At 46.2% G+C, this 24,613-nt stretch carries 20 protein-coding genes; 4 read left to right on the top strand and 16 right to left on the bottom strand.

The features are described 5' to 3' along the window. Positions 1-92: 92 nt before the first annotated feature. A complete protein-coding gene (asnB, locus tag HUB64_RS05320; protein ID WP_105252850.1) occupies positions 93-1,757 on the top strand; it encodes an asparagine synthase B in 1,665 nt (554 codons plus the stop codon). 170 nt (positions 1,758-1,927) lie between these two features. On the opposite strand, the gene HUB64_RS05315 is transcribed toward asnB, so the two are convergent. From HUB64_RS05315 to HUB64_RS05305, 3 genes are all read right to left on the bottom strand, one after another. Further along, a complete protein-coding gene (locus tag HUB64_RS05315; protein WP_173496532.1) occupies positions 1,928-3,073 on the bottom strand; it encodes a patatin family protein in 1,146 nt (381 codons plus the stop codon). 242 nt (positions 3,074-3,315) lie between these two features. Then, entirely contained in the window at positions 3,316-5,562 is a 2,247-nt protein-coding gene (locus tag HUB64_RS05310) for a TonB-dependent siderophore receptor (RefSeq protein ID WP_173497887.1), read from the bottom strand. A 395-nt stretch (positions 5,563-5,957) separates the two neighbouring features. Next, the gene (locus HUB64_RS05305; RefSeq protein WP_173496531.1) at positions 5,958-7,748 is read right to left on the bottom strand and encodes an acyl-CoA dehydrogenase C-terminal domain-containing protein; all 1,791 of its coding nucleotides are present in this window, start codon (positions 7,746-7,748) and stop codon (positions 5,958-5,960) included. A 246-nt stretch (positions 7,749-7,994) separates the two neighbouring features. Between HUB64_RS05305 and HUB64_RS05300 the strand changes: the two genes are divergently transcribed. Then, a complete protein-coding gene (locus HUB64_RS05300) occupies positions 7,995-8,843 on the top strand; it encodes a D-hexose-6-phosphate mutarotase (protein ID WP_173496530.1) in 849 nt (282 codons plus the stop codon). Positions 8,844-9,024: 181 nt separating this feature from the next. Here HUB64_RS05300 and HUB64_RS05295 read toward each other — a convergent pair whose 3' ends face one another. The 11 genes from HUB64_RS05295 to yceD all read right to left on the bottom strand — a co-directional run bounded on the left by HUB64_RS05295 (position 9,025) and on the right by yceD (position 17,609). Next, positions 9,025-9,900 (bottom strand): NAD(P)-dependent oxidoreductase, encoded by an 876-nt coding sequence (locus HUB64_RS05295; RefSeq protein ID WP_173496529.1) that lies wholly within the window; start codon positions 9,898-9,900, stop codon positions 9,025-9,027. 168 nt (positions 9,901-10,068) lie between these two features. Further along, complete coding sequence (locus tag HUB64_RS05290) at positions 10,069-10,548, bottom strand: acyl-CoA thioesterase (protein WP_105252855.1); 480 nt, start codon at positions 10,546-10,548, stop codon at positions 10,069-10,071. 117 nt (positions 10,549-10,665) lie between these two features. Then, a complete protein-coding gene (locus HUB64_RS05285; protein ID WP_028760367.1) occupies positions 10,666-11,034 on the bottom strand; it encodes a hypothetical protein in 369 nt (122 codons plus the stop codon). Positions 11,035-11,266: 232 nt separating this feature from the next. Then, positions 11,267-12,505 (bottom strand): beta-ketoacyl-ACP synthase II, encoded by a 1,239-nt coding sequence (gene fabF, locus HUB64_RS05280; RefSeq protein WP_006087466.1) that lies wholly within the window; start codon positions 12,503-12,505, stop codon positions 11,267-11,269. A 236-nt stretch (positions 12,506-12,741) separates the two neighbouring features. Continuing rightward, a complete protein-coding gene (acpP, locus tag HUB64_RS05275) occupies positions 12,742-12,975 on the bottom strand; it encodes an acyl carrier protein (protein WP_006081231.1) in 234 nt (77 codons plus the stop codon). 164 nt (positions 12,976-13,139) lie between these two features. Further along, a complete protein-coding gene (fabG, locus tag HUB64_RS05270; RefSeq protein WP_006081230.1) occupies positions 13,140-13,886 on the bottom strand; it encodes a 3-oxoacyl-ACP reductase FabG in 747 nt (248 codons plus the stop codon). Between the two features lie 9 nt (positions 13,887-13,895). Then, the gene (gene fabD, locus HUB64_RS05265; RefSeq protein WP_173245461.1) at positions 13,896-14,822 is read right to left on the bottom strand and encodes an ACP S-malonyltransferase; all 927 of its coding nucleotides are present in this window, start codon (positions 14,820-14,822) and stop codon (positions 13,896-13,898) included. A 62-nt stretch (positions 14,823-14,884) separates the two neighbouring features. Then, positions 14,885-15,844 carry a beta-ketoacyl-ACP synthase III gene (locus HUB64_RS05260; RefSeq protein WP_028760369.1) on the bottom strand — a complete coding sequence of 320 codons (960 nt, stop codon included), beginning with the start codon at positions 15,842-15,844 and terminating at the stop codon, positions 14,885-14,887. Positions 15,845-15,853: 9 nt separating this feature from the next. Further along, the gene (gene plsX / locus HUB64_RS05255; RefSeq protein WP_028760370.1) at positions 15,854-16,882 is read right to left on the bottom strand and encodes a phosphate acyltransferase PlsX; all 1,029 of its coding nucleotides are present in this window, start codon (positions 16,880-16,882) and stop codon (positions 15,854-15,856) included. A gap of 15 nt (positions 16,883-16,897) precedes the next feature. After that, positions 16,898-17,068 (bottom strand): 50S ribosomal protein L32, encoded by a 171-nt coding sequence (gene rpmF, locus HUB64_RS05250; RefSeq protein ID WP_006081226.1) that lies wholly within the window; start codon positions 17,066-17,068, stop codon positions 16,898-16,900. 16 nt (positions 17,069-17,084) lie between these two features. Continuing rightward, a complete protein-coding gene (gene yceD, locus HUB64_RS05245; RefSeq protein WP_028760371.1) occupies positions 17,085-17,609 on the bottom strand; it encodes a 23S rRNA accumulation protein YceD in 525 nt (174 codons plus the stop codon). Between the two features lie 262 nt (positions 17,610-17,871). Between yceD and HUB64_RS05240 the strand changes: the two genes are divergently transcribed. Beyond that, a complete protein-coding gene (locus HUB64_RS05240; RefSeq protein WP_173245463.1) occupies positions 17,872-18,456 on the top strand; it encodes a nucleoside triphosphate pyrophosphatase in 585 nt (194 codons plus the stop codon). A 164-nt stretch (positions 18,457-18,620) separates the two neighbouring features. On the opposite strand, the gene HUB64_RS05235 is transcribed toward HUB64_RS05240, so the two are convergent. After that, positions 18,621-19,337: an HAD-IA family hydrolase gene (locus HUB64_RS05235; RefSeq protein ID WP_173245467.1), complete on the bottom strand. Its 717-nt coding sequence runs from the start codon at positions 19,335-19,337 to the stop codon at positions 18,621-18,623. 22 nt (positions 19,338-19,359) lie between these two features. Next, entirely contained in the window at positions 19,360-20,319 is a 960-nt protein-coding gene (gene rluC / locus HUB64_RS05230) for a 23S rRNA pseudouridine(955/2504/2580) synthase RluC (protein ID WP_049821723.1), read from the bottom strand. Positions 20,320-20,862: 543 nt separating this feature from the next. Between rluC and rne the strand changes: the two genes are divergently transcribed. After that, complete coding sequence (gene rne / locus HUB64_RS05225) at positions 20,863-24,300, top strand: ribonuclease E (protein WP_173496528.1); 3,438 nt, start codon at positions 20,863-20,865, stop codon at positions 24,298-24,300. The last annotated feature ends 313 nt before the right edge of the window (positions 24,301-24,613 follow it).

Genomic DNA, 24,613 nt, shown 5'->3' with positions numbered 1-24,613 from the left:
TCAAAAATAGTATTTGGCAAATACCTAAATTGCTGGCACATTAAACCTCAATTGAGACATCCTCAAATGACAGACAGTGTGGGAGTTGTACTATGTGTTCAATCTTTTCGATTTTAGATATCCAATCTGATGCCAAAGAACTGCGCCAAGTCGCGCTAGAAATGTCTAAGCTCATGCGCCACCGTGGCCCTGACTGGTCAGGTATTTATGCCAGTGATAAGGCAATTCTTGCCCACGAACGTTTAGCGATTGTTGACATTGAACACGGTGCTCAGCCACTGCTGACCGAAGATGGCAGTTTGATCCTCGCGGTCAACGGCGAAATCTATAACCACAAAGAATTGAAAGCCCAGCTAGGCGATAAGTACAGCTATCAAACCAACTCTGACTGCGAAGTAATCTTGGCGCTGTATCAAGAATACGGCACTGAATTTCTTGATAAATTAAACGGTATCTTCGCCTTTGTGTTATATGACAAAGCCCAAGACAGATACCTTATCGGCCGCGATCACATGGGTATCATCCCGCTATACACAGGTCGGGACGCTGCGGGTAACTTCTATGTTGCCTCCGAAATGAAAGCCTTGATGCCAGTGTGTAAAACGGTAGAAGAATTCTTACCGGGCCAATATTTGTACTCAAGCGATGCCGCTGCGGTGAAATACTACACTCGCGATTGGCAAAGCTATGATGCGGTTAAAGATAATCCAGCCAGCCAAGAAGAATTGCGTGACGCATTAGAAGCGGCGGTCAAACGTCAATTAATGTCAGACGTGCCCTATGGTGTGTTGCTGTCGGGCGGCTTAGATTCATCTATCATTTCCGCCGTGACACAAACCTTTGCTAAACGCCGCATTGAAGACGATGGCGAAACCAACGCTTGGTGGCCACAGTTACATTCCTTTGCCGTCGGCCTTGAAGGTGCGCCAGATTTAATCGCCGCCAAAAAGGTCGCCGAAGCGATTGGTACGATTCACCATGAGATCCATTTCACCTTCCAAGAAGGCTTAGATGCGATTAAAGAAGTGATCTATCACTTAGAAACCTATGATGTCACCACCATACGTGCTGCCACGCCAATGTATTTAATGGCGCGTAAAATCAAAGCGATGGGCATTAAAATGGTGTTATCGGGCGAAGGTGCTGACGAGCTATTTGGCGGCTATTTATACTTCCATAAAGCGCCAAACGCACAGGCGTTCCACGAGGAGTTAGTCCGCAAACTCGATAAACTGCATCTGTTCGATTGTCTGCGAGCCAACAAAGCCATGGCCGCTTGGGGATTAGAAGCTCGCGTGCCCTTCCTCGATAAAGAGTTTATGGATGTGGCAATGCGCATCAACCCTGAAGCGAAAATGTCTAAGGATGGACGTATTGAGAAACACATTCTGCGTAAAGCCTTTGAGCACAAATTGCCAAAAGAAGTGGCATGGCGTCAGAAGGAACAATTCAGTGACGGCGTGGGCTACTCATGGATTGACGGTTTGAAAGAACAAGCTGCGGCGCGGGTGGATGATTTACAATTGGCGAACGCGAAATTCCGTTTCCCATACAACACTCCAGAAACCAAAGAAGCCTATTTCTATCGCTGCTTCTTTGAGGAACATTATCCACTGAGCGGCGCTGCAGAAACGGTTCCAGGTGGTAAATCCGTCGCCTGTTCAACGCCAGAAGCATTGGCTTGGGACGAAAGCTTACGCGGCATTATCGACCCATCGGGCCGAGCTGTACGCTCTGTGCATACCTCAAGTTATTAATAGACTAACGTTGAAGGACTAGGTTCATAAATTAGGTTGATGAGCTAGATTGATGAACTGGTTAATACAGCCAACCACAAGCGCCACCCTAGGGTGGCGCTTGTATTTTAATGCTTTTTACTTTTATTGCTTACTCACGTACAAAATGGTGACTTAGCTAAAATACCAAACTAGGCCGACAGCGCACTGAATGGCTGGATTTGAGCGTTAGTATGAATTTGAGTCTTGTCGTTGGTTTGCACTTGAGTTTGAAAATAAGCATTACTCTGCGTCAACGCCATCGGATCTAAGCTTAAAAACTGCTTTCCAGCACTCAGCCCCACATGATAATCATGGCGTAAATCCGCATCGGTACTGCCCAGCAATTTACTTTGCAAATTTTCAGCAGCAAAAATCTGCACTATCTCCACATCCTCTGGCGGATTAGCGATGAAATCCAATTCATCCTGATAGGCTTGTTCGTGCTGCACTAAGTAATCTATGGTTTTCGGACAAAAGCCAGAAACACAAATCCAAGATTTTAATTTGTGAACCCAAGCCGATTGCGCCTGAAAATCCTCGCTCACAGTACGGATCACCACAATTTTGCGGGCACCACGACGATAGGCCTCACGCACAGGTAAAGGCGCTGCTAAACCGCCGTCGAGATAAAAATCACTATCAATACCTTCGCTTAATGCTGCGCCGTGATCAGAGGCGCTGTTATCAGAAGCGTTATGATTAGCCGCACCGTTATTAGAAGCCTTGTCGCTATTACAGGCATTGTCACTATTACAGGCGCGGTCACTCAGCCAAGGCGTGAGTTTCACCCCTTGTTTATACAAAAATGGCAATGCGCTGGAGGCTTTAAGCAATTCGCGCCACTGGCTTTTACTGCTTGGACTAAAAAAATATCCCTTGCGATCGCTGGCATTGGTGGTGGTGATCAGTAACTGCCTATGACCGAGTGAGGCTGTCGCTGCGTTAAGATCTAATTTAAACATCCCTTGTCGAGTCTGCTCAAAATACCAATCTAAATCGACTACATTGCCGCCGACTAACCCGCGACCGAGTCGATAGAAGCGTTTATGACGCGATAAACCGCGGATTAAGCGTTTGGCATAACCCTTTTGGCGGGCCAAAAAACTGCTGAGATTCTGTGAACCTGCTGAGGTACCGATAAACAAATCAAAGGGATCAAATCCGCCATCAAGCCAAGCATCAAGCACGCCTGCGGTGAATATACCGCGCTGACCACCACCTTCTGCAATCAGGGCCACCTGTGGGCTAGCGTTAGATTGAGCGTCTTTGGAGGCTAAGTGGCTGACGGCGTGCATAGGAAAACCTTATCGAATAATTCATATAAGGCGAGTCTAAACAAGCTGAATGAGAAAATATAACGGATAGAAACTATCATCTTAATAGGTAAACACTATTAAGATGATAGTTACACAAGGTTAATCCATGCTAAAGGCACGAATACAGACAGAGAGCTACGGCGGTTATTCGCGCAAGATTAACCCATTCGCTCCAGCTTGCTCATCATCCTTAACGAACAAGCTATTTTTACATCAATGCATTAAAACTTATGACTCAGTTCAAGCGTAATATTACGCGGCTCACCGGGGAAATGGCCATTACGCTCGCTAAAACCACTGACGGCATATTCTTTATCGAAGATATTTTTAAGATTTAAGCGAACTTGAGTTTGATCCCACTGGGTCGTCCAGCTCATATCAAAAATGGTATGGGGCTTCACCGTTTGGCCATCGAGGCTAAACTGTTCACCCACGTAATCCATGCCAAAAGCAATCGCCGAATCGAGTACATTGATATCGTAACGGGTCCATATCCCTGCTTGATGGCGCGGCGCATTGGCAAAGTGCTTACTATCAAACGTATTAGTTAAACTGTCGTTCGTTACCCCTTTAACCACTTCGGTCTCGTTATAGGCATAGTTTGCCGTGACGGTCAGGTTATCGGTTAAATCCCCCACCAGCGTCCATTCAAGGCCTTGACTGTGTACTTCACCCAAATTAAGTAAAGCGGGAATACCATCGTCATCACCAGTATCTAAAGGGTTAGCTTGGGCGACATTTTGTTTTTCAATGCGATACACAGCAAGCGTGGTCATAAACTGGCCATCAAGCCATTCATTTTTCATCCCAAGTTCAATTTGATTGCCCGTTTCTGGATCGAGGAAACCGTCACCAATATCTTCCGCTTGATTGGTTAAAGATGCTGGATTGAAGCTCTCTGAGTAATTCAAATAAAAGGACATGGAATCGATTGGGCGATAATTAAGCCCTGCTCTTGGCGTTATCGCGTTATCGCTGAAGGAGAAACCGGTATTTTTATCATAATCATCAAACTGGCTAAAACGCAGACCGGCAATCAATGACCACTGTTCATTAAAGTGCAGATGTTCCTGTACATAAATGCCGTAACGGTTAGCGCGGGTACCATCGGTATTTTTATCCTTCAAGTTGTAACTATTAGGGTCGGTTTCACCATAGTTAAGGTCAAAAATATTCAAGTTACCAACACCATCCTTATCAGTCGCCAATTTGTACTGATATTCGGTTTCGACATAGTGATAGTCGCCGCCGAACAGGAATTCATGTTCAAAACCTAAAGCATCGAATGCATAGACAAAATCATTGGTTAAACTGATTTCATCATTAGCCCGTGCTTGAACTCGGTATTCACGCTTAATGGTGCCATCACCCATAATGGGCTTTTTATTGGCATCTAAGGTCGCCCAACCTCTCGATTCATGATATTGCTGCGTCGAATCATTATTCAGATAACGGATCTGAGTCTTGACCGAGAAATTATCGGTAAATTGATGATCGAGAATCGATTGCAGCACCAGTGCATCCATCTTCTGGAAGTCACTCTTCTCATTGGCATTATAGGATGGCGCAACAAGGAAGTTACCGTCATTATCGACAGGAACGCCGCGCAGTCGATTGCCACCTAAATCCTGCTTAATAATATCGAAAGTGGTAGTAAGCTTAGTATCATCACTGATTTCGTAGAGTAACCCACCCGCCACTTCGGCATTTTGACTATCGGCATTATTTCGAAAGCTATCTTCCTGCTGATAATAGGCGCCAAAGCGATAGGCAAGATTTTGGGTTAAGCCACCGGTGAAATCCAGCGAGCCGCCCATCATATCCTCGCTGCCTGTGCTTAAGGTCAGCTCTTTGCTCTCGACAAAGGTTGGTTTTTTAGTGACATAGTTGATCATGCCGCCAGGTTCACCGCCGCCATAGAGTGCCGATGCAGGACCTTTTAACACTTCAACCCGCTGCACATTGAAGAGTTGCGGCACAGAAAATCCCGAATAGGGATCGCCCCTTACCCCATCATAAAAAACGTTGGCATCGTCGCGGAAACCACGAAAGGTCACGCCGGAATAACTAAACTCACTCACACCCGCGATTGAACGATATAAATCGGTAATATTACGCGCCGCTTGGTCAACGATTAACTGCTCGGTCAGCACTTGCACCGACTGCGGCAATTCCATCACATTAATCGCCGTCTTAGTGCCAACCGTCGTTTCTTTATCGACGTACATTTGCATTGCGCGGCCATGGACTGTAATACGCTCAGGTGCTGCGAGTGTTACCTCCCCATCGGCTGCGGATTGAGTCGATGCAGGACTGGGAACTGGTGAGCTCGTAGACAAGGTCTGCTGTGGAGCCTCTTTATCGAGTACGGTTTCAGCGGCAAATGCCGACTGATGTTGAGCGAGTGCAAGTGCGATTAATGAGTAAGCGAAACGAGTCTTCACAGAATGTCCCCAGCGCGAGCGCATAAAAATGGCATAAACCAAAGAGTTTACAAATGTATTCAAACGAATTGGCCGTCATTATAAAGAATGATTTACTAATGACAATAATTATCATTTGAATTTACACAATTGTGAAAGGCGTTTAATAAATCATCGACATCAACCCACATAGTCCTTGTTATGTGTGGTTATGACTCAAACAAAGGAGCGCCAATAACACAGACCTTCGATGAAAGTTTTAATGTGGAATAAGAAAGAGACGCACAGCATCAAGCTGAATACTTGCGTGCAGCTTAATAAAAACAAAAAGTTAAATATTTAAACCATACAAAAATAAAAACCAGCGACAGTGCGCTGGTTTTTGGCTATTGTTGAGCGGTGCTTAAGCAAGGGCTTAACTCAGCCTATAAGGTGAATGCTTAAAAGATAGCTTCATCCAATTGCGTGAGCATTTCACTCGCCTGCTCGATTTGCTTACGCAGACTGCGACCTTGCACCGCCCAGTAAGCCATGTAGAAATCGGCAGTTTTCAATTTAGCTTGGTAAAATGCGGTTTCTTCGGTGCCCTGCTCCAACGCCGCTAATGCCACCGCGGCACTTCTGGCCCACATCCATGCCAGTGCAGTCACCCCAAATAACTCCAGATAAGCCATAGAGGCTGCGCCGATAATGTCAGGATTGGTCGCTGCCTGCGAAGCTAAATAACCACTGGCCTTTTGCAAATCACCAGCACAATCCATTAAACCACTCACGTAAGGTTGCATCGCCGCATTCGTGCTATGTGATTTAATATACTCAGTCACTAACGCTGACCATTGCTGCATCGCCGCACCGCGGTCGCTAAGCAGCTTACGCCCCACTAAATCCAATGCCTGAATACCGTTAGTGCCTTCATAAATCAGTGCAATACGGCTATCACGCACAAATTGCTCCATACCCCACTCATGAATATAACCATGTCCACCAAACACTTGCTGTGCATCGACACAGGCATTAAAACCACGGTTAGTGATAAAACCTTTCACCACTGGCGTGAACAGTGCCGCTAATTGGGAGGCAACTTTGGCTTTGGCGGGATCACTATGACGCTCAGCTTCATCGAGCCACAAAGCTTGTTGTCCAACTAAGGCTCTTGCGCCTTCATTGAAGGCTTTTTGCGACAGCAACATGCGGCGCACATCGCCGTGAACCAAAATCGGATCGGCGGCTTTTTCGGGTGCTTTGGCACCGCTTAAAGCACGGCTCTGTAATCTGTCTTTGGCATAGGCTAGCGCATTTTGATAGGCAATCTCAGAGACACCCAGACCTTGCACGCCAACGCCTAAACGCGCTTGGTTCATCATAGTAAACATGGCGCGCAGTCCTTGGTGCGGCTCGCCGACAAGCTCACCCAATGCACCTTCAAATACCATCACACAAGTTGAGTTACCGTGAATGCCCATCTTATGTTCAAGGCCACTGGCATATAAAGTGTTCGGCGCGCCTAAACTACCATCGTTATTCACTAATACTTTAGGCACGGCGAACAAAGATATGCCCTTCACACCTTCAGGTGCATCGGGCAAACGAGCTAATACGAGGTGCACTATGTTGTCGGTGAGTTGATGATCACCTGAGGAGATAAAAATTTTTTCGCCGGTAATAGCAAAAACGCCTTCAGATACTGGCACGGCTTTGGTGCGTAATAAGGCTAAATCAGTACCCGCGTGGGACTCGGTCAAGTTCATGGTCCCAGTCCATTCACCGCTAACCAGTTTACTCAAATATTTTTGCTTGAGAGCATCACTGCCGTGGGCATAGATGGCGGCATAAGCGCCATGGGTCAAACCGGGATACATGGCAAAAGCCATGTTAGTTGCCGTTTGTATCTCAGTGGCAAAAATCCCCACCACTTCGGGTAAACCTTGGCCGCCATATTCAGGGGAGCAAGTCAGCGTCGGCCAGCCATTATCAACAAACTGCCGATAGGCATCATCAAATCCTTCCGGTGTAATCACCTTACCATCGACCAACTTACAGCCTTGCAAATCGCCGACACTATTGAGCGGTAACATAACTTCAGTACTAAAGTCGGCCATACCTTGCAGGATCGCATCGACAAGATCTGGATCGATTTCATCGAACCCCTTGAGTGCATCTTGCTGATAAATATGTAACATTTCATCGAGGATAAATTGATAGTCGCGCAGCGGCGCTTGATAGACTGGCATAATCGCTTCCCTTTTCTTGTTAGACTGCAACTCAACTAAGTGATCTGACCACTTTGGTGCTCTGACCACTTTAGCTAAATCTGCCGAAAAAGAAAGCACCTCAGTATCCGCCACAGACTTTTGTTTACACAAACGAACAGCGAAACCGTAAATTGATCGCAACAAAGCCTTATGTTATCGCGGAAAACTTTGTAAGCTAACTGCCTGTTTTTCTGATATGTCAGCAGAGTTAAGGATATTGTTACTATGGGTTCTGTCACTACTAAAAAGCACGCCAACGGGCTCGATTATGTCGAAGTGAATACGGCGTTATGTCAGGCAAGAATTTTTTTGCAGGGCGCGCAAATAGACTATTTTCAACCCGTAGGCAAACCACCTTTGCTGTGGGTTTCATCGGCTGACGATTATCAACCCGGTAATGGGATCCGTGGCGGTGTACCCGTATGCTGGCCTTGGTTTGGCATGAGTAGTGAAGCGAACTTTCCCCAACACGGTTTCGCCCGTACCCGTATTTGGGCGCTGGAATCGGTAGAAATGCGTAATCAGTTAGTGGATTTACGTTTTAGCTTAAAAATCAGTGAGCAAGATAAAATCTATTGGCCGCATAACACTGAGGTCTGCGTGTTATTCACCCTAGGCGACACCCTAAGCATTAGCCTTGTGAATACCAATTCAAGCGATGAAACCGTCACGCTTACCCAAGCGCTGCACAGCTATTTCCCGATTGAGGATATCCACCAACTCAAAGCCAGCGGTTTTAGTGGGTCAAAATACATCGAATTTGCCGAGGGGCCTTACCCGCAAACCACGGATGAAGTGCTGTTTGATCGTGAGACAGACCGTGTCTATACCGATCTGGGCCCAGTGCAGTTATTGCATACACCGCAGGGGACAATCGAAGTCAGCCGTGAAAACAGCCAATCAGCGGTATTATGGAACCCATGGATTGAAAAGTCACAACGCCTGGGCCGATTTAATCCAGAGGATTATCTGACCATGGTCTGCCTAGAAGCGGCCAATGTATTAGAAGATAAAGTAGTGCTCGCCCCAGGTGAAACTCACAGTTTAGTGACCCATATTCGCTGGAAAGACTAACGATTAAATATCCTAGCTCTTAATGTCCTAGTCAAAAACGATACACACAAAAATGCCCAGTCCTATTTGCCAACGCAATCGGGACTGGGCATTTTTATCATTGCAAAACCTATCACTGCGAAACCAGAGTTTTATCACTACAAAACCTAAGTTGTTATAACGATGAAACTTAAGGTAAAACTTATTTCGCCGATTTCTCTAAGCGCGCCAGCAAGCTAGACGTATCCCAACGGTTACCGCCCATGCCCTGAACTTCTGAATAGAATTGATCCACCAAAGCGGTCAATGGCAAATGTGAACCATTGCGGCGGGCTTCTTCTAAGGCGATGCCTAAGTCTTTACGCATCCAATCGACGGCAAAACCAAAATCATAGCTCTGGCCCCACATCGTCTTGTAGCGATTTTCCATCTGCCAGCTTTGCGCCGCGCCTTTGCTGATCACTTCAATGACTTTCTCGCCATCGAGTCCCGCTTTACGGGCAAATTGCAGCGCTTCCGCCAAACCTTGCACCACACCCGCGATACAAATTTGGTTCACCATCTTAGTTAACTGACCTGCACCAACCTCACCTAAACGCTCGGCGCAGCGGGCAAAGGCTTCAATCACGGGTTTAACACGCTCAAATACCGCTTCATCGCCGCCGACCATCACAGTCAAGGCGCCATTTTCAGCGCCCGCTTGGCCGCCAGACACGGGCGCATCGAGGAAATCAATGCCCTTTTCCGATAACACTTGATGAAGCTCACGAGCGACATCGGCCGAAGCCGTAGTATGGTCAACCAGCACAGTGCCCTTTTCCATCCCATGAATAACGCCATCACTGCCTAATACCACTTCACGCAGGTCGTTGTCATTGCCCACGCAAGTAAACACAATATCTTGACCCTCTGCCGCTTCCTTAGGTGTTGGACAGCAGCGACCACCATAGGTGTCGACCCAAGTTTGCGCCTTGGTAAAAGTACGATTATAAACAGTGACCTCATGGCCTTTGTTCAGTAAATGCCTCGCCATGGGATATCCCATTACGCCTAAACCAATAAATGCGACTTTTGCCATGAGCTGATCCTTAAATAGACAAACAAAATGAATCGATTCAAAATAGTGGCCGCAGTTTAACATTCATCAACGGTAACGTCAGAATGAAATCGGAGCGAGTGATAAATGCACTTTTCGCTAAAAACAACAAAGGCGCCTTAAGCGCCTTTGTTGATTTAATTTATGGGGCTATTTCACCACATGGGCTTCCATTTCGGCGCCAATCTTTTTACGCATTTCCATCAAGCGCAGTGCAGAATCCCGCAAATGAATATCATGTTCCGTCTGTGGTATCCACTCAGGCACTGGCGTAGGTAGGCCATCTTCATCAACTGCGACCATGATCACAATACAATGGGTGGTGAGATGACGCTCAGAAACTTTAGGATCGCCCGCTCGCACATCGATACCGATATGCATAGAAGTTTTACCCGTATAAATCACTTTTGCGCTGACTTCAACGATATTGCCCACCAAAATGGGTTGCACAAAACGAATACCGCCCGCATAAGCAGTAATACAATATTTACCGCTCCAGCCCGCTGCACAGGCATAAGCCGCGAGATCGATCCACTTCATCACAGCGCCGCCGTGAACTTTACCACCAAAATTCACATCCGCAGGCTCTGACAAAAATCTCAGGGTACTTTGTCTATCTATACCAGCCATATAACCTCAACTTATTCAGCCACTGTGGCTCAATGTTTCGTGCAATAGGCTGAGTTTACGATAGAAAGCGCCATTAGCGTAAAAATAATTACGATTGGCCTCGTCAAAAAATTCGATTTAACCAAAGTGGCTAATAAGCACGCAGCAAAGCAATAAACTCGGCAACGCTAAACGATAAATCCATAGCTGAAATTCACTACTGACGAAACGTGTACCCTTAGCAAAAGTGTAAACGCCTAAGCCAAACATAAAGAAACCAAGCACTTCGAGGCCCGAAGACATATTGCTATCGCCACCGACGTTAATCGCCGTCACCAATAAGGCAAACCAAACCACCACGTAAGCAGCGATTGCTAAGGTAAAAGTCTTGATCCCAATGTCCATGTTTGGATGCCACACTTTAAACTCACCGCGGATCAATTCGGTCAGATTGGCAGTTAATGCGCCAATGAGGGGAACAAGCGGGATCACCGCGGGATTTAACATGACACACTCCATTAAGATTGAATATGTCTGTCATTATCTGTGGTCACTAGAATTAAACAAGCTTGATGAACAAATGTTAACACTATGGATATCATACAGTTAGAAAGTGACATCTATCACAATAAAGCCATAAGATAACGGAGTTCAACTCACATGAGCAATGAATTTGACCCATAAAAAATGCGCCCTCAGGCGCATTTTTTCACTGTGTTTTACACCATAAATGCGTGTTTTACACTTTCTTGAACAGTAATGAACCGTTAGTCCCACCAAAACCGAAGGAGTTACACAGAGCGTAATCCATCTTCACGTCACGGGCTGTATGGGCAACAAAATCTAAGTCACAACCTTCGTCTGGATTATCCAAGTTGATGGTTGGCGGTACGGCTTGGTCACGCAGTGCTAGCAAAGTGAAAATCGCTTCAACCGCACCCGCAGCACCTAATAGGTGACCCGTCATCGATTTAGTCGAGCTAACCAGTACTTTATAAGCGTGGTCGCCAAATACTGACTTAACCGCTGCCGCTTCCGCTTTATCACCTGCTGGCGTCGACGTACCGTGGGCATTGATATAACCAATTTGCTCCAGTGATAACTTAGCGTCATTAATAGCATTGACCATAGCCGCCGCAGCGCCTGCTCCGTCGCTTGGAGGCGATGTCATGTGGAACGCATCACCGCTCATACCAAAACCGACTAATTCGCCGTAAATGGTCGCACCGCGCGCTTTTGCGTGTTCGTACTCTTCCATCACCATCACACCAGCGCCATCACCGATCACAAAACCATCACGGTCTTTATCCCATGGACGGCTCGCCGCAGTCGGATCGTCATTGCGTGTCGATAATGCTTTCGCTGCACCAAAACCTGCCACGCCTAAAGGAGAAGTGACATCCTCAGCACCGCCCGCAACCATCACGTCTGCATCACCATAGGCAATGGTACGCGCCGCGAAACCGATATTATGCACGCCCGTAGTACAAGCGGTCGTCACGGCGAAATTTGGCCCTTTCATGCCAAACATGATCGACAAGTGGCCCGAAATCATATTGATGATGGTACTAGGTACGAAAAAAGGAGAAACCTTACGCGGGCCACCATTCATCAATGCGCTGTGACCTTGTTCAATCAACCACATACCGCCCATACCCGCACCAATAGCAGTACCGACACGACCAGGGTTTTCTTTACTCATGTCCAGACCTGAGTCTTGGATAGCTTGGATGCCAGCCGCCATACCGTATTGAATAAAGAGGTCCATCTTACGGGCGTCTTTTTTCGTTACGTATTGCTCAACATCGAAATCTTTTACTGAACCACTGAAACGAGTGGTAAATTCACTGGCATCAAATTTGGTTATCGGTGCAATACCACTCTTACCCGAAAGCAAAGCCTTCCAAGTAGTATCGACAGTATTGCCCACTGGAGTTACTAACCCCAAACCGGTTACCACTACACGACGTTTAGACACGGCAGTCACCTTTAAATGCTAATTTGTTAATTCAGATAGAGGACACAGGGTTTTCTATCATTAGACAATTTCTTAAATAATTTTTATTTAGAAAAATTCGCCAATCTGCGGCGAGCATCTCGTGGATAACAATTAAAACACGATCCAGAGACGATTGAATGGCACGGAGGCAGAATTTGACGGGGGTAAAACAAAAACAGGCGGCAAAAATGCCGCCTGTCTTCAAGAATTCAGAATTACTGATTCTTAGAAACGTAGTCGATCGCTGCTTGAACAGTAGTGATCTTTTCAGCTTCTTCATCAGGGATCTCGGTATCAAACTCTTCTTCCAGAGCCATAACCAACTCAACAGTGTCCAGAGAATCTGCACCCAGATCGTCAACGAAAGATGCCGCTGGCTTAACGTCTTCTTCTTTAACGCCCAGTTGCTCTACAATGATTTTCTTTACACGTTCTTCGATGTTGCTCATTAGTTTTCTTTCCTATTCAAATTACGCACTTGCGTAAGATTGCGAGTAGTTTATTAGATTTGGCTGACAATGCAAGCTTAGTTTTCGTGGTCTAACCACGAAATTTCACTATCAATTGATACAGATCACTACTCAGTTGCGACAGAAATCCCTGCCATTCGCCCTTAAACCATGTACATGCCGCCATTCACATGCAAAGTTTCGCCTGTGATGTAAGCGGCTGAGTCCGAGGCCAAAAAGAGCACTGCATTGGCAATTTCTTGCGCTTGCCCTAATCGTTCCATCGGAACCTGTGACATGATAGCTTTTTGCTGCTCTTCGGTCAGCTCATCTGTCATATCGGTCTGGATAAATCCAGGAGCGATAGCATTAACTGTAATTTGACGAGATGCAACCTCTCTTGCAAGAGATTTTGTAAATCCAATCAAACCCGCCTTTGCTGCCGAGTAGTTAACTTGACCTGCATTGCCCATGGTGCCTACCACTGAACCGATATTGATGATTCGGCCAAAGCGCTTTTTCATCATGGTACGCATCACAGGTTTTGACAGTCTAAATAACGATGTCAGGTTAGTGTCGATAATATCCTGCCATTCATCATCTTTCATCCGCATCAGCAGATTATCACGGGTTATACCCGCGTTGTTGACTAGAATATCAACATCACCCGCTTTTTCTTTGATCGAGGCGAATAAATGTGTAACAGATTCACTATCTGTGACATTAAGCACTAAACCAAAACCTTTGTCACCCAGATATTCTTGGATTGCCGCAGCGCCCTTCTCACTGGTTGCGGTTCCAATAACCACTGCACCTGCTTCGACCAGTGTCTCAGCGATCGCACGGCCAATACCGCGGCTCGCACCTGTCACCAAAGCCACTTTGCCTGTTAAATTCAGGTTGAAACTCATATAAACTCCTTACTCAGTTAATGCTGCTAATGAAGCAACATCATTAACCGCTTGGGCTGATAGTGATTTATTAATTCGTTTTGCTAATCCTGTCAATACTTTACCAGGACCACATTCCACCAGTTGGGTAATGCCTTTTTGGGCCATTAGCTCAACAGTTTCGCTCCAGCGGACAGGACAATATAACTGACGCACTAACGCATCTTTAATGTCATCAGCAGAGGTGGGTGATGCCACATCAACGTTATTAATCACTGTAATTGTTGGGGTATTAAACTGTACATCGTTTAATGCCACGGCCAGTTTATCCGCCGCAGGTTTCATTAATGCACAGTGTGATGGCACGCTGACAGGTAGAGCCACCGCCATTTTAGCGCCCGCAGCTTTACAAGCTACTGCAGCGCGCTCAACTGCGTCTTTTTGACCTGCAATGACCACTTGACCAGGACTGTTAAAGTTAACTGGACTCACCACGTCACCTTGAGCCACTTCGGCGCAGGCATTAGCGATACTCTCGTTGTCCAAACCGATAATCGCATACATAGCACCCGTGCCAGCTGGAACCGCTTGCTGCATCAGTTGACCACGTAATTCCACCAACTTAATCGCGTCTTTAAAATCCATCACACCAGCGCAAACTAAAGCAGAATACTCGCCTAAGCTGTGACCCGCGAGTATAGCAGGCATAGGTTTGCCTGAAGCCACATAGGTACGCCAAATCGCCACGCTCGCCGCTAATAGGGCTGGTTGAGTTTTATCGGTTTCATTTAAGCTTTCAACAGGACCTTGCTGAACCAATGCCCACAGATCATAACCTAAGACGTCACTCGCCTCAGCAAAGGTTTGTCCAACAACAGCATGAGATTCGGCAAGCTCGGCTAACATGCCTAGGGCTTGTGAACCTTGACCCGGAAATACAAAAGCAACATTTTCCATATTCAAATTACCTATGGCTAACTTAATTTATTGAAAAATCATGTGGAACACACATGTAGAACTTAGAAACGAATGAGCGCACTGCCCCACGCAAACCCAGCACCAAAGGCCTCAAGCAGCAGTAGTTGTCCGCGCTGAATACGGCCATCACGTACGGCTTCATCCAATGCAATGGGCACTGACGCGGCAGAAGTATTACCGTGTTTAGCTAAGGTCAATACGACTTTATCAAGACTCATATCGAGCTTTTTAGCGGTAGCATTGATAATTCGGAAGTTAGCTTGATGTGGCACTAACCAGTCAATTTCTGACTTATCGATATTGTTAATGCGTAACGTCTCAGTCACCACATGGGACAATTGAGTCACAGCCACTTTAAAGACATCGTTGCCTTTCATGGTCATAAAACCGACCGCTTCAGAGGTTTCGCCTTTACGTGGTGGGAAAGCGCATTTCAATAAGTCACCTTGGCGACCGTCGGCATAAATGTGGGTCGAAATGATCCCTGGCGTTTCGGATGCGCCTATCACAACCGCGCCCGCACCATCACCAAATAAAATAATCGTTGAACGATCTTCTGGCTCACATAAGCGAGACAGTACATCGGCACCAATCACTAATACTTTTTTAGCCGCGCCCGTTTTTACAAATTGATCGGCAACAGATAAAGCATAAACAAAGCCTGAACACGCCGCTGCGATATCAAAAGCTGGAATGGTATGCACGCCAAGCATGGCTTGAATTTCACAGGCCGCAGCAGGAAAAGCATTGGGAGCACTGGTGGTGCCGCAAACGATCATGTCTAAATCTGATGCTTCTATGCCAGCCATTTCTAGCGCTTTTAATGCCGCTTGGTAGCCCATAGTTGAAACGGTTTCATCGAAAGCCGCAATGCGACGTTCTGATATACCTGTACGTTCAACAATCCATTGGTCAGTGGTTTCCACCATTTTTTCCAAATCTTGATTGCTACGCACCTGCACCGGTAGATAACTACCAGTTCCGAGAATTTTTGTATGCATAAGGAGGGATCAGTTATTTATATCTAAAAGAATCGACTCCAAACGATCTTTTATCATTTCAGGGAGTCGACGTTGAGCTTCCGTTACTGCCAAACTAATTGCTTGTAAATAGGCAGTTTCATCCGCGTTTCCATGGCTTTTTACAACTATTCCGCGCAATCCTATCAGACTTGCACCGTTATAGTGGTCGGGGTTCATCTGACTAAGGACCGCCTGGATACGAGGGGCGATAAGTTTAGCCAGAAAACGAACGAATAAACCTTGGGTTAGTCCCCGTTTTAACTGATGTACTAATAACTTGGCAATACCTTCAGAGGTCTTGAGCGTGATGTTACCCACAAACCCATCACAAACAATCACATCCACATTACCGGAATAGATTTCATCCCCTTCGATAAAACCTGTGTAATTGATTTGTTCTGTGTGTTGCAGCAACTGCGCGGCTTGCTGAACTTGGTCATTACCTTTAATTTCTTCAACGCCCACATTGAGCAAGGCGACTTTTGGCCGAGATTTCTTATCTACCGCTTCGCACAGGACTGAGCCCATCACGGCAAATTGAAATAAGGTTTCAGAGTCACAGGAAATATTCGCGCCCAAATCCAACAAATAAACCGGTTTTTGAGTCACCGCAGGTAAACAACTGACTAATGCAGGTCGATCAACACCAGGCAAGGTCTTCAGCAATACTTTCGCCATTGCCATCAGCGCCCCTGTGTTACCGGCACTCACACACGCTTGTGCGCGGTCGTCACGCACTAACTCAATAGCCAATCGCATGGAACTGTTTTTACGTGTACGCAAGGCATGCACAGGCCTATCAGACATACTAACGACTTCATCGGTATGAATGATTTCTATGCGCGAAAGTAAACTCGCTTCGGCTTGACGTAGATAGACATCAATTTCAGTCTTGTCACCGACTAAAATGATTTTAAGAAAAGAATGTAATTGTAGTGCCCGCAAGGCTGCAGGCACCGTGACGTGGGGGCCATGATCACCACCCATTGCATCTAACGCAAGCGTCAGATTCGTCATTAGGAAACCAACAAATTACTTGTTGATTACCTTTTTACCGCGATAGAAGCCATCTGCAGTCACATTATGACGCATATGGATTTCACCGCTGGTAGCGTCTACAGACAGCTGAGCAGTGCTCAGTGCGTCATGTGAACGGCGCATTCCGCGCTTTGAACGTGATTTTTTGTTCTGTTGTACAGCCATTGGCCTGTCTCCTCGATTACTTGCTCTTCAGTTTTTCTAACACTGCAAACGGATTTGGACGCTCCTCTTGAGCGGGTTCTATCTCGCCTACAACCATGTCTTTAGATCCTGCACTGCAATCAATTTCTTGATGCATTGGGATTATCGGCATAGCGACTATCAATTCATCTTCGATCAATTGATGTAGACGCACTTCGCCAATTTCATTGCACTCAATTGGGTCATACGCATCCGGGAGCTCATCGATTTCTGCCTTAGTCCTACATGGACCAAAACAAAACTCGACCGTAACCTCAGTGGTAAATAGTGTCATGCAACGTTGACATATCAGAGTGAGCTCCGTCACAGCCTTCCCTTTCAGGTAGACTATCCCCTGTAAATCTACGCCACATTCAAGCGACACTGCCACATCGGAACAGTCGCCGGCACATAACTCAGTTAATCTTTTCAGTTGCACACCAGGAACAACGCCCTGATAAACTAGGCGACTCGAGGCGGCGCGAAATGGATCAATTGAAACCGGTATCTTTACTGTTTGCATAAGGCGCGCATATTATAGTTTGAAAACGCTAGAGTCAAAGAAAAAATACTAACTTAAGTCCCAGTTTGCGACTTAAGCCTTTCCCCTGCCCCAACATTGAAATTGACGGAAGCGAAATAGTACCCAAGCATGGGGCCGCATACAAGCGCAAGCCGCCTAAAATAGTCGCATTCATTGAAAAGAAACCATAAAAGACGAAACTCTTGCACTCTCCCGCATTGATTGGTCACAATATGAGTCACTCTTTTGCGGATATCTCATTATGCCAACCCCATTAATCTTAGCTTCGACGTCTGTATATCGACAATCTTTACTGCGAAAACTCGGATTACCCTTCGAATGCTGCAATCCTAATATTGACGAAACGGCGTATCTCGAAGAATCGGCCCATGCTTTAGTGCTGCGATTAGCCAAAGCAAAAGCCGTCGCGGGAGCAGAACAATTCCCCGATGGTCTGATTATTGGTTCCGATCAAGTTGCCGTCATTGATGACAAGATTATCGGTAAACCCCATCATTTTAATAATGCCGTCGCGCAGCTCACTCAAGCCTCAGGCAAGGCCATCACCTTTTATACTGGTCTTGCACTCTATAATGCCAAAACTGGCGCTATGGCCGCTGAGGTTGAACCCTTTACGGTTCATTTTAGGCACCTTAGCCATGCGCAGATTGTGGCTTACATTGAAAAAGAAGAGCCCTATTATTGCGCGGGGAGTTTTAAGAGCGAAGGTTTAGGTATCGCGTTATTTACAGCGCTCGAAGGTCGCGATCCCAATACCTTAGTTGGCTTACCACTGATATTACTGACGGAAATGCTGTTAGCCCAAGGTGTAGACGTTCTCGCTTAAACGTTTGCCAAGGCTTTGCTCTGTTTATTGAATCGATGACGCGCATCAAAAATACCGGGCTACAGAGTCGTTTCATCGACAAGAAGACGAGACGTAAATAAAAGTGATAAGGAAGTCTCATGCTGGAGCGGCATGTATTGCCGCTCCAGCATTAAATAGCAGTGTTAGAGGTATTGCAGTAATTGCTTTGGTGAATCTATCAAGGCGATGGGTTTTGCCAGCAGCAACTTGTCGGCACTGTGGGCGCCATAGGTCACGCCAACGCTATCAATCCCTGCATTGGCCGCCATGGTCAAATCCAGCAGAGAATCACCCACCATTAAGGCTCGGTTCTGGGCAATATTCAATTCTTTCAGCAAACTTGAGATCATTTCAGGATGGGGTTTACTGTGCACTTCATCGGCGCAGCGTGATGCAACAAAGTATCGACCTAAGCCTGTTTGCTCAAAGACGCGATCAAGCCCTGCACGGGCTTTACCGGTTGCGACGGCTAATTGATAACCTTGAGTATGTAACTCATCGATTAAAATAGGTGCTTGTGCAAAGAGCGGCGTTGGCGTGGTGTCTAAATGCAAATATTGTACTTTAAACTCAGCGCGCATCTGCTGATATTGATCATTTTCGCCTTGGCTGAATGCATTATTAGAATGTAGAAGCTGAGAATATACGGAAGAAGCACTACAATTAAGCCCCTGTGGGAACAGGACTCGCAGCGCTTCTGTCATAGAAAGACCAATAATATCGCGAATGTCACTTTCAGTTGGGATAGGTAACTGCAATGCCTTAGCCATATTTTCAATACAAGTGATAATTTTACCGATGGAATCCATCAGAGTGCCATCCCAATCGAAAATCACTAAATCGTATTGCTTTATCTTCATCCTTGAAACCTATCCCCGTCGATTACGCACGCTTTAACTTATCGAGTAATTGCGACAAATTTTCATCTAAAGGCGCTGAAACCCGCATCACTTCATCATTTTCTGGATGAATGAACATCAATTCAGCGGCATGTAAAAAGAGTCGAGTTAAGCCTAATGAACGCATACTATCGTCAAACCCTTGCTCGCTGTACTTATCATCACAGGCGATAGGATGGCCAGCAAATTGGCAATGCACCCGAATTTGATGAGTACGTCCAGTGACAGGGCTTGCCTTCACTAAAGTACAACCTTGGTAACGCTGCATAATTTTAAAGCGCGTTTCTGAAGGTTTACCTTCCGCATTAACGCGCACTATGCGCTCACCCGATTTAAGGGTGATTTTCAATAAAGGCTGTTTAACGGCTTTATCTTGAGCAGACCATTCACCTTTAACTAAGGCCAAATAGTCTTTCTGCATCTTTTTATACCGAAGCTGATCATGCAGATGTTTAAGCGCGCTACGCTTTTTCGCCACCAACAACACACCCGAAGTATCTTTATCGAGACGATGTACTAGCTCTAAAAACTTTTGTTGAGGACGCAGTGAACGCAATGCTTCAATCACACCGTAATCGACTCCACTACCACCATGTACGGCAATGCCAGCAGGTTTATTCAGCACGATCAAATGATTGTCTTCATGCAAAATACGATCTTCGAGTTGCGAGACTTTACTTAAGTTCGCCGATGGTGCGGTACGGTTATCCGGCTCTGCCACGCGGACTGGCGGAATACGTACTATGTCGCCAATCTGCAACTTGTACTCGGGTTTGATGCGTTTCTTATTCACTCGAACCTCGCCCTTGCGGACAATGCGATAGATCATGCTTTTCGGCACGCCCTTCAGCTTGGTCATTAAGTAATTATCAATACGCTGTTCGAAGTGATCTTCATCAATCGTGATCAACTGAACCTGTTGTGGGGTGGATTCTATATTCATGATGCGCCATCTAATTATAACGGTCGCCATTGTACAACAACTGAGAAGAATTGTGCCTTTCCATTGCTGAATTTTTTGATTATTGCTATATTTCACCAGCGATTAGGGATAAGCCGTGAATAAAGTGTTCACAACGCCCTGATCCCAAGCGGAAAATTTAACGGATAAAAAAAGATTTTCTTGATAGCAAATCATTGATTTGCAAATCGTATACAGAGTAAAAATACCACAAATGCGTTTTTTACGATTAAATCGAGAAAGTCACCTTACTTTAATAAGGTTTACCCTAGGTTTTCCTCCCCGATTTCGAAGGATATTTTAACTTGTCGTCAGACAAACCGATTCGACTTGGGCATTACCGGAACGAAACTAAAGAATTTATGGGGTTGGTTGATGTTTTACAACGAATTCCTTGTTTTTGTAATCATTAAAAAATAAGCCATAAATAGGATGCGACACGCAGCGACTGCGTCTAACAGTAATGCGCACCTCTATGCCTAGCCACCAGCCGTGAGGCTCAGTTGACCTACTGCTAGGCCCGTAATGCAGCGAAGCGCGATGTTTGATGACCTCTATTTAAAGAAGAATGACGTCATCATGAAACGTATGTTAATCAATGCAACTCAATCAGAAGAGTTGCGTGTTGCCCTTGTTGATGGGCAACAACTGTATGATCTAGACATTGAAAGCCCAGGTCATGAGCAAAAAAAATCAAACATTTACAAAGGTAAAATTACCCGAGTAGAACCGTCTTTAGAAGCCGCTTTCGTCGACTACGGTGCCGATCGTCACGGCTTTTTGCCACTGAAAGAAATCGCTAGAGAATATTTCCCGAAGGGATATTCGTTCCAAGGTCGCCCAAATATCAAAGAAGTGGTCAGTGAAGGACAGGAAGTTATTGTCCAAATTGACAAAGAAGAACGCGGCAATAAAGGTGCAGCCTTAACGACCTTCATCAGCCTTGCAGGCTCTTACTTAGTATTAATGCCAAACAATCCACGTGCTGGCGGGATTTCTCGTCGTATCGAAGGTGATGAACGCACTGAGCTAAAAGAAGCGATGGCTGACTTAGAAGTGCCTGCTGGCATGGGTCTTATCGTGCGTACTGCGGGTGTAGGCAAAGAATCTGCCGAGTTAAAGTGGGACTTAAAAGTTCTACAACACCACTGGGCGGCGATCACCGAAGCCTCACAAGTTAAAGGCGCACCTTTCTTAATTCACCAAGAAAGCAATGTGATAGTTCGCGCTATTCGTGACTATTTACGCCGTGACGTGGGCGAAATCCTCATCGATCATCCACGTATTTTTGAAGAAGCGAAGCAACATATCGCCTTAGTTCGCCCTGATTTCGTTGAGCGCGTAAAACTGTACGAAGCTGAAGTGCCATTATTCACTCACTTCCAAATCGAATCACAAATTGAATCCGCCTTCCAACGCGAAGTACGTCTGCCATCTGGCGGTTCGATTGTTATCGACCCAACTGAAGCCTTAACCTCAATCGATATCAACTCTGCCCGTGCCACTAAAGGCGGCGATATTGAAGAAACAGCACTTAACACTAACCTCGAAGCCGCCGATGAAATTGCCCGTCAATTGCGTCTCCGCGACTTAGGTGGCTTAGTGGTTATCGACTTTATCGATATGACGCCAGTGCGTCATCAGCGTGAAGTTGAAAACCGTTTACGTGATGCTGTGCACCACGATCGTGCTCGCGTGCAGTTAGGTCGCATTTCTCGTTTCGGTTTGATGGAAATGTCGCGTCAACGTCTGCGTCCCTCTTTAGAAGAATCTGCAGCGCATATCTGCCCTCGCTGTCATGGCCAAGGCACGATTCGCAGTACCGAGTCTTTAGCACTGTCAATTTTACGTTTGATGGAAGAAGAAGCCATCAAAGAAAACACCTCACAAATCGAAGCGATTGTGCCTGTGGATGTTGCAGCTTTCTTGTTAAACGAGAAACGCAAAGCCATTCGCATCACAGAACAGCGTCACGATGTCGAAGTGTATGTGATACCTGACGCACACATGATGACGCCTGATTACCGCGTGATCCGTCACCGTAGTGATGATGAAATCAGTGAATCAAGCTATAAGCGTATAGAGCATCCTGAAGCCAAATTGTATGAGCCACGCAAACTGGAACGTACTGCTGCGCCTATTCCGGCATTAAAAGGTTTTGCAGCGCCACAGAAAGTAGAACAAGCCCCATCACCAACGGTGAAAGTTGAAGCGCCACAACCAGGCTTCTTCAGCAAGCTTGTGAGTGCAATCAGTGCCATGTTTGCGCCAAGTGAAAAAGCTGAACCCGTAAAAGTTGTTGAAACTAAAGCAACTGATACCAGTGCGGCTAACGCCAATCGCCGTAACCGTCGTAATGACACTCGCCGCCCACGCAATGCCCAAGATGCCGACAAAGCAAAAGAAGGCACTCGTGAGCCGCGTAGCCGCAATCCAAAAAAGCCGACTGATGCAGTAGTCAGCACACAAGAACGTCCAGTACGCGAAAAAGAAGAAGCGGCTAAACGTCCAGCTAAAGCTGAACCGAAGCCACGCGTACAAGCGCCAAAAGATGTTGTTGCCGACATTGAAGCAGATGATGCCCCTAAGCAAGAAGTCGCCCGCGAGCGTCGTCAGCGCCGTAACATGCGTCGTAAGGTGCGTATCGATAATGGCCATAATACGCCAGATAATGCGATCCCAATTGCACCTGAAGATGCAGCAGAAGTGTTAGCGGAAATTGCAGCCCTTAACGCCGCAGCGGCAAGTACTATCAGTGTTAATGCCAAAGCTGAAGTCATTGCCCAAACGCCAGTAGAAACTAAAGCGCCAAGAACACGTCGCCAGCCTCGTAAGGAAGCTGCACCTGCTCAAGAAGCGCAAGAAAATATTGTGCTAGAAGAGACAACTGTAATTTCTACTGTAGTAGAAACACCTGCTGTTGATGCTGTTAACGTAGCTGAAAACACCTTGGTTGACACAGCAGCTCATACTGTAGCAGCGGATGCTGTATCGCAAGATAGCGAAGTTGATGCAGACAACGAAAATGCTAATGCTGATGATCAATCAAAACGCGAGCAAAGAGATGGTCAACGTCGTAGCCGTCGTAGCCCTCGCCACCTTCGTGCAGCGGGTCAACGTCGTCGTCGCGACGAAGATGACCAAGGTACATCAACGCCAGCGCAATTCGTTCCTAATGACGAATTAGGTGCTGACCAAGAGTACCCAAGCGAAATCGTCAGTGTTCGAGTGGAAACTCCTGTTGTTGCAACTCAAACAACAGCGGTAACTGAACCGGCCGTTAAAACTGATGACGTCGAAATAGCTGAAACAATTTCAACTCCAACTGTTGAAGCTCCTGCTGTTGTTAAAGTAGAAGCAAAAGTTGAGCCTCAGCCTCAAGCAAATGACGTTGCAGCAGTTGAAACTCAGCAAGTTGAAACTAAACCTGTTGTGACTAAAACCACTGAAACGAAAGTGGAAGAGCCAAAGGCTGCTGACGCAAAAGTTGACCTTGCGTCAATCGTTGAAACTCAGGTGACCAGCGTTACTGCTGAAGCCGTAGTCGTTGCAGTCCCATCAGTTGAAAGCTCAGTGACTAAATCAGTAGCAGTACCCAAAGCTGAAGCAGCTAAAACCGAAACACTTGTCGAGCCAAGTGTTGCACCGAGCGCTGAAGTAAAAGAAGCCGTGAAAGCAACAGCCTCTGCGCCAATGGCCAGACCGGCTACTATCGCTAAGCCTCAAGCCACAGTACAAACAGTTCCAACAACACCGCAAATCAATGCAGTTGTTGTCAGCAAGCCGAAAGCCGCCAGCCGCTTTGGCTCTATGGTGTCTTCGGATATGACCAAGCCTGTCGTTGAAGTGAGAGAACAAGTGGCAGTCCCTAAAGGACGAGAGTATGAGAATACTGCGAACGAAGAGTCTACAGCCAAAATCAAACTCGCTAATGGTGCAGAGTCGGATATGGCGCGTCCATAATCACTTAAGCTAAACCAGAAAAGCCATGCAATTGCATGGCTTTTTTATTTATACTGTAATACTCCACAATATTTAAATTTAGCTCTATCCATTTTTCGGCTTAATCGTAGTCCCTTGAATAACATAACCCATCAAAAGATCCTCGGTATATAGTTCTCAACTTTAAGTATTCTTGCGTTGTCACTAACGTCACATTAGAAGCAATAAACATGCTAACAAAATATCAGGCCAATACCCGCCAGTAGAAAGGGCTCTTAATCCATTTAGTGCTAACTGTAGACCCCTCCTTTATAAGTTAGGAAAACTAGTCGAG

Origin of the sequence: Shewanella sp. ISTPL2, from assembly GCF_013283205.1 — a bacterium.
GTDB classification, from domain to species: Bacteria; Pseudomonadota; Gammaproteobacteria; order Enterobacterales; family Shewanellaceae; genus Shewanella; species Shewanella oncorhynchi.
The sequence above is the reverse complement of the archived record's forward strand: the minus strand, read 5'-3'. Positions and strand labels throughout refer to the sequence as shown.

Excerpts from the sequence above, each read along its gene's own strand:
- asnB (WP_105252850.1), top strand. The coding sequence starts at position 93 with ATGTGTTCAATCTTTTCGATTTTAGATATCCAATCTGATGCCAAAGAA.
- HUB64_RS05315 (WP_173496532.1), bottom strand. The coding sequence starts at position 3,073 with ATGCACGCCGTCAGCCACTTAGCCTCCAAAGACGCTCAATCTAACGCT.
- HUB64_RS05310 (WP_173497887.1), bottom strand. The coding sequence starts at position 5,562 with ATGCGCTCGCGCTGGGGACATTCTGTGAAGACTCGTTTCGCTTACTCA.
- HUB64_RS05305 (WP_173496531.1), bottom strand. The coding sequence starts at position 7,748 with ATGCCAGTCTATCAAGCGCCGCTGCGCGACTATCAATTTATCCTCGAT.
- HUB64_RS05300 (WP_173496530.1), top strand. The coding sequence starts at position 7,995 with ATGGGTTCTGTCACTACTAAAAAGCACGCCAACGGGCTCGATTATGTC.
- HUB64_RS05295 (WP_173496529.1), bottom strand. The coding sequence starts at position 9,900 with ATGGCAAAAGTCGCATTTATTGGTTTAGGCGTAATGGGATATCCCATG.
- HUB64_RS05290 (WP_105252855.1), bottom strand. The coding sequence starts at position 10,548 with ATGGCTGGTATAGATAGACAAAGTACCCTGAGATTTTTGTCAGAGCCT.
- HUB64_RS05285 (WP_028760367.1), bottom strand. The coding sequence starts at position 11,034 with ATGTTAAATCCCGCGGTGATCCCGCTTGTTCCCCTCATTGGCGCATTA.
- acpP (WP_006081231.1), bottom strand. The coding sequence starts at position 12,975 with ATGAGCAACATCGAAGAACGTGTAAAGAAAATCATTGTAGAGCAACTG.
- fabG (WP_006081230.1), bottom strand. The coding sequence starts at position 13,886 with ATGAGTTTCAACCTGAATTTAACAGGCAAAGTGGCTTTGGTGACAGGT.
- fabD (WP_173245461.1), bottom strand. The coding sequence starts at position 14,822 with ATGGAAAATGTTGCTTTTGTATTTCCGGGTCAAGGTTCACAAGCCCTA.
- HUB64_RS05260 (WP_028760369.1), bottom strand. The coding sequence starts at position 15,844 with ATGCATACAAAAATTCTCGGAACTGGTAGTTATCTACCGGTGCAGGTG.
- plsX (WP_028760370.1), bottom strand. The coding sequence starts at position 16,882 with ATGACGAATCTGACGCTTGCGTTAGATGCAATGGGTGGTGATCATGGC.
- rpmF (WP_006081226.1), bottom strand. The coding sequence starts at position 17,068 with ATGGCTGTACAACAGAACAAAAAATCACGTTCAAAGCGCGGAATGCGC.
- yceD (WP_028760371.1), bottom strand. The coding sequence starts at position 17,609 with ATGCAAACAGTAAAGATACCGGTTTCAATTGATCCATTTCGCGCCGCC.
- HUB64_RS05240 (WP_173245463.1), top strand. The coding sequence starts at position 17,872 with ATGCCAACCCCATTAATCTTAGCTTCGACGTCTGTATATCGACAATCT.
- HUB64_RS05235 (WP_173245467.1), bottom strand. The coding sequence starts at position 19,337 with ATGAAGATAAAGCAATACGATTTAGTGATTTTCGATTGGGATGGCACT.
- rluC (WP_049821723.1), bottom strand. The coding sequence starts at position 20,319 with ATGAATATAGAATCCACCCCACAACAGGTTCAGTTGATCACGATTGAT.
- rne (WP_173496528.1), top strand. The coding sequence starts at position 20,863 with ATGCAGCGAAGCGCGATGTTTGATGACCTCTATTTAAAGAAGAATGAC.